This window comes from Mesorhizobium sp. M0029 (assembly GCF_040323735.1).
GTDB lineage: Bacteria > Pseudomonadota > Alphaproteobacteria > Rhizobiales > Rhizobiaceae > Mesorhizobium.
In genome coordinates this window covers 31,426-45,905 of the sequence record NZ_JAMYVF010000011.1, presented here as the reverse complement: position 1 = coordinate 45,905, position 14,480 = coordinate 31,426, and the positions used below count along the sequence as shown (strand labels likewise).

Below are 14,480 nucleotides of genomic sequence, written 5' to 3'. Positions count from 1 at the left end.
AGTCGCCGAGCGTGATATTGTCGTCATATGAAAAAGAGTACCTTAAGCCACCGGCCGACCCAAAATGGCCAGTTTGTGCTGACCAGCGGCAGGGGCGAAAAAATCAGCGCGGTTGAAGGCTTGAAGCTATCGCAACGTATGGGCTTCATTCTGAAGGAAGCCGTGAGCGCGGCCTGAGCGGAGATGAGCGCAGGGCGCTTATCAAGGACCAAGTAACCCGCAAGAAGTAGGATCGGCAGGTGGTCTATGCCGCTGAACATGATCCGCTGTGCTACCCAGGCACGACCGTTCTCCGCAACAGGCTGAATATCAAAGACCAGGCCCTACTCGATGAATTCGAGTTGGCACTTTTCCTGACCAGGCGACGAACATATCCCCGCAGGCCGTCTGGATTTCGAGCACTACAAGGCTGTCCATCATCACCTGTTCCAGGACGTTTATGAATGGGCGGGAGAGGTTCGCGCCATCCGCATCGGCAAGGGGGGCAACTGGTTCTGCTATCCTGAGTATATCAACCAGGAAATGCATAGAATTTTCGGCGAACTCGCCGACGGTGATTATCTCTGCGAACTCGACCTCGACGCCTTCGCCGTTCGGGCCGCGCATGTTTTGGCCGAAATCAATGCCGTCCACCCGTTTCGCGAAGGCAACGGCCGCAATGCTGATGGAGAATGCGGGATTCCCATTCAGTGCCGATATGCTCGGTCGCGAAAACGTCCTGAATGCGATGATTGAGAGCTTTGCCGGCGAGGAAACCCCATTGGCAGAACTCATAAAAGATATCGCCAGCCAGTAACAGATGCCCACAGCGTCATATTGCCAGATCGTTTGCCAAAGACGCCTTCATGGGGACAGCCGGCCATCGGGGAACGACAGCTGCCTATTCCGTCTTCTCGTCCAGCAACCCCGAGACGAATTCGAACAGCCCGGGCCGGCGGTCGCGCCGCAGCCTTTCCGCCGTCACGATGCCACGCACTTCGGCGAAGGCGCGGTCGAGATCGTCGTTGACGATGACAAAGTCATATTCCTTCCAGTGCTCGATCTCGTTGCGGGCGTTCTTCAGCCTGGTCTCGATCACGTGCTCCTGGTCCTCGGCGCGGCGCTTGAGGCGCGACTTCAATTCCTTCATCGACGGCGGCAGGATGAAGATCGAGACGATGTCGGCGCGCATCTTCTCCTTGAGCTGCTGGGCGCCTTGCCAGTCGATGTCGAAGAGCATGTCACGGCCCTGCGCCAGCGCCAGTTCGGCCGGCTCGCGCGGCGTCGCGTAGCAATTGCCGTGCACCTCGGCCCATTCGAGCAATGCGTCGGAATCGCGCAGTCGCTCGAACTCGCGCGTGGTGCGGAAGTGATAGTGGACGCCCTCGATCTCCGAGCCGCGGCGTGGCCTGGTAGTCACCGAGACCGATAATTCCAGGCTGCCGTCGCTTTCCAGCAGGTTGCGCGCGATCGTCGACTTGCCGGCGCCCGACGGCGACGACAGAACCAGCATCAGCCCGCGGCGGCGAATGCGGGATCCGAGATCCCTGGCAACCATCGGCTCCTTGCCACCCATTCGGGTTTACTCCAGATTCTGGACCTGTTCGCGAAACTGGTCGACCACCGCCTTCAGTTCCAGCCCGATGGCGGTGACAGTGGCGGCGTTCGACTTGGAACACAGCGTATTCGATTCGCGGTTGAATTCCTGCGCCAGAAAATCGAGCTTGCGGCCGATGGCGCCGCCACTTGCCAGCAGCGCTCTGCCCGACGCCACATGCGTCTTCAGCCGGTCGATCTCTTCACGGATATCGGCCTTGGTGGCCAGGAACGCCGCTTCCATGTGCAGCCGGCCGGCATCGAGATTGGCCGACGCATCCATCAGCAGCCGCACGTGTTCGGCGATCCGCTCGCGGATTGCCGCCGGCTCGCGCGACGGGTCGGCCTCGGCTTGAAGCGTCAACGCTTCGATGGCGTCGATATGGCCGGAAAGCAGCGAACGCAGCGCTTCGCCCTCGCTCTGGCGTGCCTGCTCGAGGCCTGTAAGCGCCGTTTCCAGCGCCGACAGGATTGACGCGTCGAGTGCTGCCCGCACCTCCTCGGTTTCGCTGGTTTCAGGGATATCGAGCACGCCGCGCAGGGAAAGCAGACCGTCGGCAGTTGCCGGACCAACACCGAACTGGTCCTGCAGCCGCTTGGCCAAGCCCGCCAGATCCCTGAGGAAGGCTTCGTTGACCACTGGCTGCGCCTGCTGGCCGGCGGCGCGGCCGACGGTCAGCGTCGCCTGGAAATTGCCACGCGAAAAGCGCTTCTGCAGCGTCTGCCGCACAGTCGGTTCGAGCCGCTCGAAACCTTGCGGCAGCCGCAACCTGACCTCGACGCTCTTGCCGTTGACCGACTTGACCTCCCAGGCGATCGAGGCGCCGTCATGTTCGGCAACAGTGCGTGCAAATCCGGTCATGCTCTGCAAATTCATGATGCGGCTCGTGTCTCCCTGATGGTCCGATTCTAACAATTGCGCATGCGTTCGATATCACGGGCAGCGCGAATGTCAGAATCGCAATACCGGCAGGATGTTGATTTCCGCTGTCGTTTCGATCTCGCAGGGCTGAAATCGAGATGCAGAGGCACCCGAGCAAGACCGAAAACGCTTCGAACCGCGCTACTCGTTCAAAGCAGCAGCGCGTCCGCCTCTGTCCGCGTCGCTTAAGGTCGATCCGTCTGAAAGCGCCGGCCTGCTACTGGGCGGCACCCGTATCGCCGGCATCACCGCTGTCACCGGCGGCATCGCCACTTGCGTCACCGTTGTCGTCGCCATCCGCCGGCGCATCGGTCTGGCCCGGAGTCTTGGCGCCCTTGGCGGCGTCTTCAGCCTGCTTCTTCTGCAGTGCCCGGTAGCGGGCAACGTTCTCATTGTGCTCGGCAAGCGTGGTGGCAAAGACGTGGCCGCCGGTGCCGTCGGCGACGAAATAGAGATCATCGGTCTTCGACGGGTTGGCGACGGCTTCGAGCGCGGCGCGACCGGGATTGGCGATCGGCGTCGGCGGCAGGCCATTGATCAGATAGGTGTTGTAAGGCGTCTGTTTCTGGATGTCAGATTGATAAATCGGCCGGTCGGCGGGTTTGCCCTTGCCGCCGAACAGGCCGTAAATGATGGTCGGATCGGATTGCAGCCGCATGCCCTTGGCAAGACGGTTGAGGAAGACGGCGGCAACGCGCGAGCGCTCGTCGCCCCGGCCGGTTTCCTTTTCGACGATCGAGGCCAAGATGACGAAGTCGTCGACATTGGCCAGAGGCAGGTCGGGCGCGCGCCGCTGCCAGACCTCGTCGATCAGCTTCTTCTGGTCGGCCAGCAGCTTGTCGACCATCTGTTGGCGCGTGGCGCCGCGGGTAAAGCGCAGCGTGTCGGTGGCGAGGCTGCCCTCAGCCGGCTTGGCGGCCGGCATGTCGCCGGTCAGCGCATCCTGCTCGGCGATGCGCTGCAGCGCCTGCTCGACCGTCAGGCCCTCGGGAATGGTCAGCGAATACATCACCGACTTGCCGCTCTTCAGAAGCTCCATGATGTCGCGCATGGAGGCGCGCGGCTTTATCTCGTATTCGCCTGCCTTCAGCGCTGAATCATTGCCATAGACCCGCACGGCGATGCGGAAGATGCGGGCATCGCTGATCAGCCCACGCCGTTCGAGCTGGTCGGCAATATCCTGGACGCCGGTGCTCGGCTTGACCAGGAAGGTGTCGCCGGCCACCGACGGGCCCGGTTCGTTGAATGCCTGCTTGCCGAAATAGAGCGAAACGCCGGCGGCGAGGATCATCAACATCACCGCGGAGATGACGAAGTTCATGAACACGACGACTTGGCTGCGCGAGGCGCGCGAGCGCTTTGGTGGTGGTGTGCCGGCTTCCGGGCGCAAAGCTTCGGCCGCGGTCTTCGGCACGATCGGGCCGGTCTGCTGGTTTTGTCCGAATTGTCCGCTGCCGCCCGGATTGGTGTTCATTAGCGCCCTACCATCTGATCTCTTAGAGCGACCATGCGCCCGATTGGACGCACAGCGTGCCCTAACATTTCAAGCCTACGCATCGTGCTTTTAAAAAAAGCGCCTTCGGTTTCAGGCCGATGCGACGAATCCCCAGCGGCAGAGTAGGCTTGAATATGGCAAAATTGACGACAGACCGCTGGCGCGCCGGTCGATACCGCAATCAGCCTGTATAACGCTGGAATACCAGCGAAGCGTTGGTGCCGCCGAAGCCGAAGGAGTTGGACAGCGCCACGTCGACCTGGCGATGCCGTGGCGTGTTCGGAACAAGATCGATCGCGGTTTCGCGTTCCGGGTTGTCAAGATTGATGGTGGCTGGCGCGATGTTGTCTCTGATAGCGAGGATCGAAAAGATCGCCTCGGCGGCGCCCGCGGCACCCAGGAGATGGCCGATCGACGACTTGGTCGACGACATCGAGATTTTCGAGGCGGCGTTGCCGACCAGCCGCTCGACGGCGCCGAGTTCGATCGTGTCGGCCATGGTCGAGGTGCCGTGCGCGTTGATGTAGTCGACGTCGGCGGGCGTCAGCTTGGCCCGGTTCAGCGCCGCCGTCATGCAGCGGAAGGCGCCGTCGCCGTCTTCGGCCGGTGCAGTGATGTGATAGGCATCGCCGGTCAGGCCGTAGCCGGTGACCTCGGCATAGATCTTGGCGCCGCGCGCCTTGGCGTGTTCGAGTTCTTCCAGCACGACGACCCCGGCGCCCTCGCCCATGACGAAGCCGTCACGGTCGCGGTCATAGGGACGCGAGGCCTTCTCAGGCGTGTCGTTGCGGTCGGTGGACAGTGCCCGGCAAGCAGCGAAGCCGGCAAGCGATAGTCTGGTCACCGGCGATTCCGCGCCGCCGGCCAGCATCACGTCGGCATCGCCGAAGATGATCAGCCGGGCGGCATCGCCAATGGCGTGCGCGCCGGTCGAGCAGGCGGTGACGACGGCGTGGTTGGGGCCTTTCAGCCCATGCCGGATCGATACCTGGCCAGATACCAGGTTGATAATGTTGCCGGGAATGAAGAATGGACTGATACGGCGCGGTCCGCGCTCTTTCAGGATGATAGCGTTCTCGGCGATGCCCTCGAGGCCGCCAATGCCGGAGCCGATCATGACGCCGGTGGCGCAGCGCTCGGCTTCGGTGCTGGGCTCCCAGCCGGAATCCTTCAGCGCTTCGTCGGCGGCCGCAATCCCGTAAAGGATGAAGTCGCCGATCTTGCGCAGTTCCTTGGGCTCGAGCACGGCTTCGGGATTGAGCGTGCCGTTGGTGCCGTCACCGCGAGGAATGACGTGGGCGATCTTGCAGGCAAGATCTTCCACTTCGAACTCGGTGACGCGCTTGGCGGCGCTGCGGCCGGTCAGAAGTTCCTTCCAGCTGTGCTCGAAGCCCATGCCGAACGGCGAAACCAGGCCAAGGCCCGTGACGACGACACGCCTCATCGCAGGTCCTCCCCGGTGATGACTGCGGATAGTGTCAGGCCGAAGCCTTGTCGATGTACTTCACGGCATCGCCGACGGTCAGGATGGTCTCGGCCGCATCGTCCGGAATCTCGACGCCGAACTCTTCTTCGAACGCCATGACGAGTTCGACCGTGTCGAGGCTGTCCGCGCCCAGATCATCGATGAAGCTCGCCTGCTCCGTCACCTTGTCGGCATCGACGCCAAGATGTTCGATGACGATCTTCTTGACGCGCTCTGCGGTGTCACTCATTTGGGGCATCCTCGTCTTTTGTTTGTCTGTCTTCGTTAGCGGGCAGAATGCCGCTAATCAAGCTGAAAGATGGTCCTGCCGGAAACGCAACGATGCCGGACCGGTTTTTGCCCGAACCGCCGGGTTGCGGGCCGCATTACACGAAAAATGGCCGAGGTCCAAGGCGAAATGGTCTCTTTTCACAAGCCGGCCATGTCTTCTTATCACCCGGCAATATCCCGTCAGATCATGGCCATGCCACCGTTGACATGGATGGTCTGGCCGGTGACGTAGGCTGCCTCGTTGGAGGCGAGATAGGCGACGGCCGACGCCACTTCAACACTCGTGCCCATGCGGCGCGTCGGGATCGCGGCCATTATCGCGTCTTTCTGCTTGTCGTTGAGCTTGTCGGTCATGGCCGATTCGATAAAGCCCGGGGCGACGCAGTTGACGGTGATGTTGCGGGTGGCGATCTCCTGCGCCAGCGACTTGGAAAAGCCGATCATGCCGGCCTTGGAGGCGCAATAATTGGTCTGGCCAGGATTGCCGGTGACGCCGACCACCGAGGTGATGTTGATGATGCGGCCATGGCGGCGGCGCATCATCGGATGGGTCAGCTCGCGGGTCAGCCGGAACACTGCGGTGAGGTTCACCTCCAGCACGCTGTCCCAATCCGCGTCCGCCATGCGCACGAACAGGCCGTCCTTGGTGATGCCGGCATTGTTGACCAGTATGTCGACGCCTTCGAGTTCGGCTTCGGCCTTCTGGCCAAGCGCCTTGACCACGTCACGGTCGGCAAGATTGGCCGGGAACAGCTTTACCCGGTCGCCGAGTTCGCCGGCCAGGGTCTCCAGTTTCTCGATGCGGGTGCCGTGCAGGCCGACAATGGCGCCTTGCGCATGCAGCACCCGGGCAATCGCCTCGCCAATGCCGCCCGATGCGCCGGTGACGAGCGCCTTGCGGCCGGTCAGTTCGAACATTTTCGTCTCCTGATCTTAAGAGAACACCCTTCCCACGGGAGGGGTTGAATCGCCAGTGGATTATGCAAGCGCGGCCAGCGCCGCCTCGACTTCGGCCGGCGTGCCGACGGCCGATGTGGCGATGTCGCGGTTGATCCGCCGCGCCAGGCCCGACAGCACCTTGCCGGCGCCGATCTCATAGAGCGTGGCGACGCCATTGGCGCCGAACCACTCCACCGTTTCGCGCCAGCGCACGCGGCCGGTGATCTGCTCGACCAGGCGGCGCGCGATCTCGTCGGGGTCGCTGGTCGGGACTACAGTGACGTTGGAGACGACGGGCACCACCGGTGCATTCTTGGTCACCCCGGCCAGCGCCTCGCGCATGACATCGGCCGCCGGCGCCATCAGCGCCGAATGGAAGGGGGCCGAGACCTGCAGCATCAGCGCCCGCTTGGCGCCCTTTTCGGTGCACAGTTTCGCGGCGAGTTCCACCGCTGCCTTGGCGCCGGAGATCACCAGCTGGCCGCCGCCATTGTCGTTGGCGATCTGGCAGACCTTGCCGGATCCCGTTGCGGCCTCGGTGCAAGCGGCTTCGACGTCGGGCTGTTCCAGTCCGATGATCGCCGCCATGGCGCCCTCGCCGGCCGGCACCGCCGCCTGCATGGCGTTGCCGCGGATGCGCAGCAGCCGGGCGGCATCGGCGACCGAAACGAAACCGGCCGCGGCAAGGGCGGAATATTCGCCGAGCGAATGACCGGCAACGTAGGCAACCTTGTCCTTCAGCGAAAAGCCGCGCGCTTCCAGCGAGCGGATTCCCGCCAGCGAGACCGCCATCAGCGCCGGCTGGGCATTGGCAGTCAGGGTCAGCGCCTCTTCCGGGCCTTCCCAGATCAGTTTCGACAGCTTTTCGCCCAACGCATCATCGACTTCCTCGAACACCCTGCGTGCCTCGGGGAAGGCGTCGGCGAGGTCCTTGCCCATGCCGACAGCCTGGCTGCCCTGTCCCGGAAAGGTGAATGCGACGGCCATTTGGGCGCTCTCCAGCGGCTGATTTTTCCTGCCTGTGACGCAAGGCGGACCGTCAAGTCAAGCCCGGAGGCGGCATTTCCGCTCTCGCTTGAACCGGAGCTGACCTCGAGTCCCTGTTCCCAAAGGCTTTTCGCCGATCACACCTGATGAAAACCGCTCACGAATCGTTTGCTGGCTCTTCTTATTTTCGCCACAGGCGCTAGCTTTTGCATGACAGTTCTATGACAGAACGGTGGCGCGAGTGGAAATGCGCGTTGCTTGGGCCGGGGGAAGAGACGTGGCTAGGATCAGGAAGGGCGCGGCCGTATCCGCGCCACAGTTCTTGGAAGACGATCCGTCCACCGGCTACCTGCCGGGGCGCAGATGGCCGGTCATCCGCTACGGTCTGGTCACGCTGCTTGCCTCCGCCATCCTGGTGTTCGCCATCGAATGGATCGTGCGCGGCGACTTCTTCGGCACAGTCGACTTCTTCCTGCAGCCATTCAAGCCGGGCTGGACCACCATCATTGTCTTTGCATTGGTGCTGATGGGACTGGACGCCGTGCTTGGCCGCAGTCACCAGAGCCTGATGATCGTGGCGCCGCTGACGCTGGCGCTGGCCTTTGTCGGGCATCAGAAGTCGCATTATCTCGGCGATCCGCTCTACCCAACCGATTTTCTTTATTCGCGCCAGATCATGGCACTGATGCCGCTCCTGGTGCGCGAGCGGCCCTGGACGGCGCTCGCCATGGCGGTCGGCATCGTCGCCGGCCTGTCGCTGCTGATCTATGGCTGGCGGTTGTGGCGCCGCAAGGTTCCGATCCTCAGCCGCAAAGGGCGGCTGGCGCGGCTGACGCTGGCAGTGCCGCTGCTCGCCTTCTTCGTCTCGATCATGGACTACGCCACCTTCTCATGGACCCGCGACCGGCTGCAGATCATCCCGATCATGTGGGACCAGAAGGAGAACTACGCCTCCAACGGGTTTGCGCTGGCCTTCGCGCTCAACGTGCCGATGGCGCATGTCTCGGCGCCGGCGGGCTATTCCGACAAGGCGATCGACGCTATCGACAGGCCTGCTGTGGCGGCCTCGGTACCGGATGAGAAACCCGACATCATCGTGGTGATGAGCGAATCTTTCTGGGATCCGACCAAGCTGCCCGGCGTCACAATCACGCCTGACCCGATCCCCAATGTGCGGGCGCTGCGTTCCGGCTATATGTTTTCGCCGGAATTCGGCGGCATGACCGCCAACATCGAATTCGAGGCGCTGACCGGCTTTTCCAATGCCTTCCTGCCGGCAGGCTCGATCCCCTACCAGCAATATGTGCGCACGCCGACGCCGTCGCTGGCGACCTTCCTGAAAAGCGAGGGCTACCGGGCGCGCGCCATCCATCCGGGCACCAACTGGTTCTGGAACAGAGGCGCCGTCTATGCCGATTTCGGTTTCAACGATTTCCGCTCGGAAGAGACGCTGCCGCCACTGGAAAAGCGCGGGCCGCTGGCTTCCGATGCGTCGATGACCGACGAGATCATCGCAGAGGCCGACGCCAGCGAGCGGCCGGTGTTCTTCTTCGCCGTCAGCCTGCAGAACCACGGTCCCTACGAGCCGTACCGCTATTACAATCCGACCCACAAGGTCGCGGCGCCGATCAGCACATGGGCGCGGGAATCGCTGCTCAGCTATGCCGAAGGCTCCGCCGATGCCGATCGCGGCCTCGAGCGGCTGATCGAATGGGCGAAGAAGCGCGACCGGCCGACGGTCATCGCCTTCTTCGGCGACCATCTGCCGCCGCTCGGCCCCGTCTATGTCGAAACCGGTTACCTGAAGGACAATGTCGCGCCGCGCAAGGAACCGACGCCGGCGGCGGCACTGGAGCATCATCAGACGCCGCTGGTCATCTGGTCTAACCGCACCGGTCCGGCGCAGGATATGGGCGCCGTGAGCCCGGCCTTCCTGCCCTACCACATCCTGACAACGGCCGGGATCACGCACCCCTACTACACCGGCTTCCTGGGCGCGCTGCGCGAACGCTATCGCGTCGTCGACCGCAATCTGCTTTTGACACCGTCAGGTGAGGCCACGCCGGACTGGGCGCGGCAGAAGGACGTCGATCCGGCGATCAACGATTACCGCCTGCTGCAATACGACATGATGTTCGGCAAGCGTAAGGCGGCTCCGGACTTCTTCCCCGAAACGATCAACGGTGGTACCCCGCATACGAGTTGATGCCTGGTCTTTATCCAACCCTGCGACGCCAGGACGCTGTCCGGAGCATGCGTTACCCTTGCCTTCCAGCCAAATTGCTATATAGACGCCCGCAATCTGCCGGTCCTTGCTGGGGGCTGAACGGAGGGCCGGAGGTTTTACCCAAAACCTTCGTGTGAGGCCAGAAGCGCTTCCGCCTCCCGTGTCTCCGCTCTCGACCGTCTCGAAATGCTCCTTTCTTCCCCGCCCCTTCGGGATCAGCGGGTCAGAGAAGTTGCAGAGGCTTTTGCCGCGAGGATCCGGGAGAGAAACGAAGAAAGGCACTGAACCACTATGGCTCTATACGAACATGTGTTCCTTGCCCGGCAGGACCTCTCGCAGCAGCAGGTCGATGCGCTTGTCGAACAGTACAAGGGCGTCATCTCCGCAAATGGCGGGTCCGTCGGCCGGGTCGAGAACTGGGGACTGAAGTCCCTCACCTACCGGGTCAACAAGAACCGGAAGGCTTACTACACGCTTATGGACCTCAACTGCCCGCCGGCAGCGCTCAACGAGATGGAGCGCCAGATGGGCCTGTCCGAGGACGTGCTGCGTTTCCTGACCGTCAAGGTCGAGGCGCATGAGGAAGGCCCGTCGGCCATGATGCAGAAGCGCGAAGAGCGCTCGGAACGCGGCGGCTTCGGCGACCGCGACCGTGGTGATCGTGGTCCGCGCTCGTTTGGCGACCGTGACCGCGGCGACCGTGGCGATCGTCCGCCGCGCTCATTTGGCGACGCCGGTGGCGATCGTGGTCCGCGCCGTCCGCGCGAAGGCGTTGAAGGAGGTGCAGAATAATGGTCGACATCAATCAGATCCCGACCCGGCGCCCGTTCCATCGCCGCCGCAAGACCTGCCCGTTCTCCGGCGCCAATGCGCCCAAGATCGACTACAAGGACGTGCGTCTTCTGCAGCGCTACATTTCCGAGCGCGGCAAGATCGTGCCGTCGCGCATCACCGCCGTCAGCCAGAAGAAGCAGCGCGAACTCGCCAAGGCGATCAAGCGCGCCCGCTTCCTCGGCCTGCTGCCCTACGTGGTTCGCTAAGATCTCCGAAGCAGGCGGTTCGCCGCCTGCTTCCTTCTCCCACGGCGACGGGCGCCGCAGGGGTAATTTGATGATGCATGTCGTTGTCCCAAAACCGGGACCACTCTTGGCGACATGCATTGAAATCCCGAGTTGAGGTGAAAAGCCTCTAACTGCCGCGACAGGCAGGACAGCGACACCGGCGCCAAGGCGCTCAGAGCTTCCTGACCTGTTCCATTCAATTCGGCGCCGATCCCGCGGTCGGTGCCCAGACGAAGGAACAAAACCATGCAAGTGATTCTTCTCGAACGCGTTTCCCGCCTCGGCCAGATGGGCGATACCGTCAAGGTCAAGGACGGCTTTGCCCGCAACTTCCTCTTGCCGCAGGGCAAGGCGCTGCGCGCCAACGAAGCCAACAAGAAGAAGTTCGAAGGGCAGCGCGCGCAGCTCGAAGCCCGCAACCTCGAGCGCAAGTCGGAAGCCAGCCAGGTTGCCGAAAAGCTCGACGGCAAGAGCTTCATCGCCGTGCGTTCGGCCGGCGAGACAGGCCAGCTCTACGGTTCGGTGTCGACCCGCGACATCGCCGACCTGCTGACCGCCGAAGGGTTCTCGGTCAACCGCAACCAGATCCAGCTCAACCAGCCGATCAAGACCATCGGCGTCACCAATGTGGCGATTGCGCTGCATCCGGAAGTCGAGGTCACCATCAGCCTCAACATCGCCCGCACGGCCGACGAAGCCGAGCGCCAGGCCAAGGGCGAGACGCTGACCACCGCCGAAGCCATCTATGGCGATGACATCAACGACAACGCACGGCCGGAGAACTTCTTCGACCCGAACACCGAGTTCGAAGGCGGCGAAGAAGACAACGCCTGATCCCGCACTGGGCCTGATCGGGAAGCGAGGGAGCAGCGCTCCAATCACTTCCTCGTCATCCAGCCTTTCTGGACCAATGCCCGGGCCTCTCGCCCGGGCATTTTTGTGCCAAATGGAACTTTTCGAACCCCTATATATTGTTGCAGAATTGGTCCGCCAGTCTGACCGTGAGGGGACATTTGGTGATGAATATTCTGTTGAAGCGCGTTCTCGACCGCCTGGTGCGTACGGGCAATCTGAAAGTCACCGGGCCGAAGGGCTCGACAGTGGTTTTCGGCGACGGCAGCGGCGAGCCGGTGCATATGCACATCAAGACCGCGCATGCCGAGCGCGCCATTACCTTCGATCCGATGCTGGCCGTGCCGGAAGCCTACATGGACGGCGAACTCGACATCATCGAGGGCGGCGTACTGGGTATGATGCGCATCGCCTTCCAGAACATGGGCAGCGGCGGTATCGACGCCACCTGGTCGAAGGCCATCGAGGGTCTGCGCCACGCCTTTCGCCGCCTGCAGCAGATCAACACCGCATCACGGGCGCGCCGCAACGTGCAGCGCCACTATGATTTGTCGGGTGACCTCTACCGGCTCTTCCTCGACGACGACATGCAGTATTCCTGCGCCTATTTCGAACAGCCGGACATGACGCTCGACGAGGCGCAGATGGCCAAGAAACGCCATATCGCCGCCAAGCTCAGGCTGAAGGCCGGCCAGACCGTGCTCGATATCGGCTCCGGCTGGGGTGGGCTCGGCCTCTATCTCGCCAAGGCTTTCGATGTCGACGTCCAAGGCGTGACGCTGTCGACCGAGCAGCACGGCGTCGCCACCGACCGGGCGCATGCGCAAGGCTTGCAGGACCGCGTGCATTTCGACCTCAAGGACTACCGCGAACTCAACGAACGCTTCGACCGCATCGTCTCGGTCGGCATGTTCGAGCATGTCGGCGTCAACCACTTCCGCACCTTCTTCGACAAGTCGGCGACGTTGTTGAAGCCCGACGGCGTCATGCTCTTGCACACGATCGGCCGCTCCGGCGTGCCGTGGGCGACCAGCGCCTTCATCCGCAAGTACATTTTTCCGGGCGGCTACATTCCCTCGCTGTCGGAGGTGATGCCGGCGATCGAGAAGTCGGGCCTTGTGGTCACCGACATCGAGATTCTGCGGCTGCACTATGCCGATACGCTGAAGCATTGGGGCCAGCGCTTTGCCGCCAACCGCGACAAGGCCAAGGCCATCTATGACGAGCGCTTCTGCAGGATGTGGGAGTTCTATCTGGCGGCTTCGGAAGCCGCCTTCCGCTGGCAGGATCTGGTCATCTTCCAGATCCAGATCGCCAAGAAGAACGACACGCTGCCGATGACGCGCGACTACATGGCCAAATGCGAAAAGGCGCTGGAAATGCGAGAAATGGGGCATCGTCAGGAGACGGCGGCCGTCGAGCCTGCTGTCGCCAGGTCCGTTGCTGTCAGGTCCGTTGCGGCCAAGCCAGCGCGCCGTCGCAAGGTGGCGGATCGCGAATAACGCCTCGATTGCGATTGCCGCTTGCCATTGACGGCTCTGACACTGAAAAAGGTCTCGTTCTCGAGAGACCTTTTTTAATGACCTGCCTGCCCACCATCGCCACCACCCTTGTCGAGTTCGCCGGCGCCTCGGTGCTCGCGCCACGCGGCGCCTGAGCGTGGAACTCCCCGCTTCGCTGCGACAAGGCGTCGAGCGCCTGCTCGAAACGACACCGCTGGCGGTGCTGCGCCAGGCGGCGAAGACGCTGTCTGACCGCTACCGCGCCGAATTGCGCGACGGGCGCCTGCACATGGCCGAAGAGATGGCGGTAAAAGCCTATCTGGCGACGCGGCTGCCGGCGACCTACGCGGCGGTACGGGCCGGTCTCGACGAACTCGCCTATGCGCGGCCCGATTTCCAGCCAACGAGCTTGCTCGATGTCGGCGCCGGTCCTGGCACGGTGCTTTGGGCCACTACAGACCTGTGGCCCGACCTCGAAGAGGCGGTTCTGGTTGAAGCAAGCGCCGCGGTGCGCAAGGTTGGCCAGTCGCTCGCCCTTGATACCATCGCCACCAGGATGGACTGGCGCGCCGGCGACGTGACCATCGACCTTGCCGATCTCAAGCCTGCCGATCTGGTCACCTGCGCCTATGTGCTGGACGAGATCGCGCCGGCATCGCTGCCGAAGCTTGTCGGCCGGCTCTGGCAGTTGACCGGCGACACACTGCTGATCGTCGAGCCCGGCACACCGGCCGGCTGGCAGCGCATCCTGGCAGTGCGCAGGCAATTGCTGGAGGCCGGGGCGCATGTGCTGGCGCCTTGTCCGCATGAGGCGCCCTGCCCGCTTGAGCCCCCCGACTGGTGTCATTTTTCGCGCCGCGTCGCCCGCTCGCGCCTGCATCGCCTGGCCAAGGACGCCGACGTGCCGTGGGAGGACGAGAAATTCATCTACGTCGCGGCTTCGCGGCAACCCGCGCCTGCACGTCAGCCGCGCGTGATTGCGCCGCCGAAATCGGGCTCCGGCAAGGTGCTGCTCAAACTGTGCCAGCCGGATGGCGGCGCCGGCGAGACACTTTTCACCAAGCGCGAGGGCGAGTTGTTCAAGGCAGCGCGGCGACTGGACTGGGGCGATACATTGGACGGAAGAAGCGGATAATCACCGAGATTGTTCTTGCTCTGTTCCAA

15 protein-coding genes are annotated in these 14,480 nt (G+C 63.0%); 7 read left to right on the top strand and 8 right to left on the bottom strand.

Annotation, left to right across the window (positions count from 1 at the left end; all coding sequences use genetic code 11):
* Positions 1–27 precede the first annotated feature (27 nt).
* A complete protein-coding gene (locus NKJ76_RS18835) occupies positions 28–177 on the top strand; it encodes a hypothetical protein (RefSeq protein ID WP_352538085.1) in 150 nt (49 codons plus the stop codon).
* A gap of 132 nt (positions 178–309) precedes the next feature.
* Here NKJ76_RS18835 and NKJ76_RS32415 read toward each other — a convergent pair whose 3' ends face one another.
* From NKJ76_RS32415 to fabD, 8 genes are all read right to left on the bottom strand, one after another.
* Positions 310–774: a hypothetical protein gene (locus NKJ76_RS32415; protein ID WP_502902321.1), complete on the bottom strand. Its 465-nt coding sequence runs from the start codon at positions 772–774 to the stop codon at positions 310–312.
* A 106-nt stretch (positions 775–880) separates the two neighbouring features.
* Complete coding sequence (gene gmk, locus NKJ76_RS18825) at positions 881–1,555, bottom strand: guanylate kinase (RefSeq protein WP_502902320.1); 675 nt, start codon at positions 1,553–1,555, stop codon at positions 881–883.
* Positions 1,556–1,561: 6 nt separating this feature from the next.
* The gene (locus tag NKJ76_RS18820) at positions 1,562–2,452 is read right to left on the bottom strand and encodes a YicC/YloC family endoribonuclease (RefSeq protein ID WP_352538084.1); all 891 of its coding nucleotides are present in this window, start codon (positions 2,450–2,452) and stop codon (positions 1,562–1,564) included.
* A 262-nt stretch (positions 2,453–2,714) separates the two neighbouring features.
* A complete protein-coding gene (gene mltG / locus NKJ76_RS18815; RefSeq protein ID WP_352538083.1) occupies positions 2,715–3,971 on the bottom strand; it encodes an endolytic transglycosylase MltG in 1,257 nt (418 codons plus the stop codon).
* Positions 3,972–4,173: 202 nt separating this feature from the next.
* Positions 4,174–5,436 (bottom strand): beta-ketoacyl-ACP synthase II, encoded by a 1,263-nt coding sequence (gene fabF / locus NKJ76_RS18810; RefSeq protein ID WP_023685687.1) that lies wholly within the window; start codon positions 5,434–5,436, stop codon positions 4,174–4,176.
* A 34-nt stretch (positions 5,437–5,470) separates the two neighbouring features.
* Positions 5,471–5,707: an acyl carrier protein gene (locus tag NKJ76_RS18805; protein WP_006203723.1), complete on the bottom strand. Its 237-nt coding sequence runs from the start codon at positions 5,705–5,707 to the stop codon at positions 5,471–5,473.
* 221 nt (positions 5,708–5,928) lie between these two features.
* Positions 5,929–6,666, bottom strand: coding sequence for a 3-oxoacyl-[acyl-carrier-protein] reductase (gene fabG, locus NKJ76_RS18800; RefSeq protein WP_023752523.1), 738 nt, complete (start codon positions 6,664–6,666; stop codon positions 5,929–5,931).
* Between the two features lie 60 nt (positions 6,667–6,726).
* Complete coding sequence (gene fabD, locus NKJ76_RS18795; protein WP_352538082.1) at positions 6,727–7,674, bottom strand: ACP S-malonyltransferase; 948 nt, start codon at positions 7,672–7,674, stop codon at positions 6,727–6,729.
* Positions 7,675–7,951: 277 nt separating this feature from the next.
* Between fabD and NKJ76_RS18790 the strand changes: the two genes are divergently transcribed.
* The 6 genes from NKJ76_RS18790 to NKJ76_RS18765 all read left to right on the top strand — a co-directional run bounded on the left by NKJ76_RS18790 (position 7,952) and on the right by NKJ76_RS18765 (position 14,451).
* Positions 7,952–9,880 (top strand): LTA synthase family protein, encoded by a 1,929-nt coding sequence (locus tag NKJ76_RS18790; protein ID WP_352538081.1) that lies wholly within the window; start codon positions 7,952–7,954, stop codon positions 9,878–9,880.
* Positions 9,881–10,192: 312 nt separating this feature from the next.
* Entirely contained in the window at positions 10,193–10,693 is a 501-nt protein-coding gene (gene rpsF / locus NKJ76_RS18785; protein WP_023672722.1) for a 30S ribosomal protein S6, read from the top strand.
* Positions 10,693–10,941: a 30S ribosomal protein S18 gene (rpsR, locus tag NKJ76_RS18780; RefSeq protein ID WP_006203718.1), complete on the top strand. Its 249-nt coding sequence runs from the start codon at positions 10,693–10,695 to the stop codon at positions 10,939–10,941. Before rpsF ends, rpsR begins: the two co-directional genes overlap by 1 nt.
* 267 nt (positions 10,942–11,208) lie before the next feature.
* Positions 11,209–11,796 carry a 50S ribosomal protein L9 gene (gene rplI / locus NKJ76_RS18775; RefSeq protein ID WP_023672721.1) on the top strand — a complete coding sequence of 196 codons (588 nt, stop codon included), beginning with the start codon at positions 11,209–11,211 and terminating at the stop codon, positions 11,794–11,796.
* A 185-nt stretch (positions 11,797–11,981) separates the two neighbouring features.
* A complete protein-coding gene (locus NKJ76_RS18770) occupies positions 11,982–13,316 on the top strand; it encodes a cyclopropane fatty acid synthase (RefSeq protein ID WP_352538080.1) in 1,335 nt (444 codons plus the stop codon).
* A gap of 157 nt (positions 13,317–13,473) precedes the next feature.
* A complete protein-coding gene (locus NKJ76_RS18765) occupies positions 13,474–14,451 on the top strand; it encodes a small ribosomal subunit Rsm22 family protein (RefSeq protein ID WP_352538079.1) in 978 nt (325 codons plus the stop codon).
* Positions 14,452–14,480 lie beyond the last annotated feature (29 nt).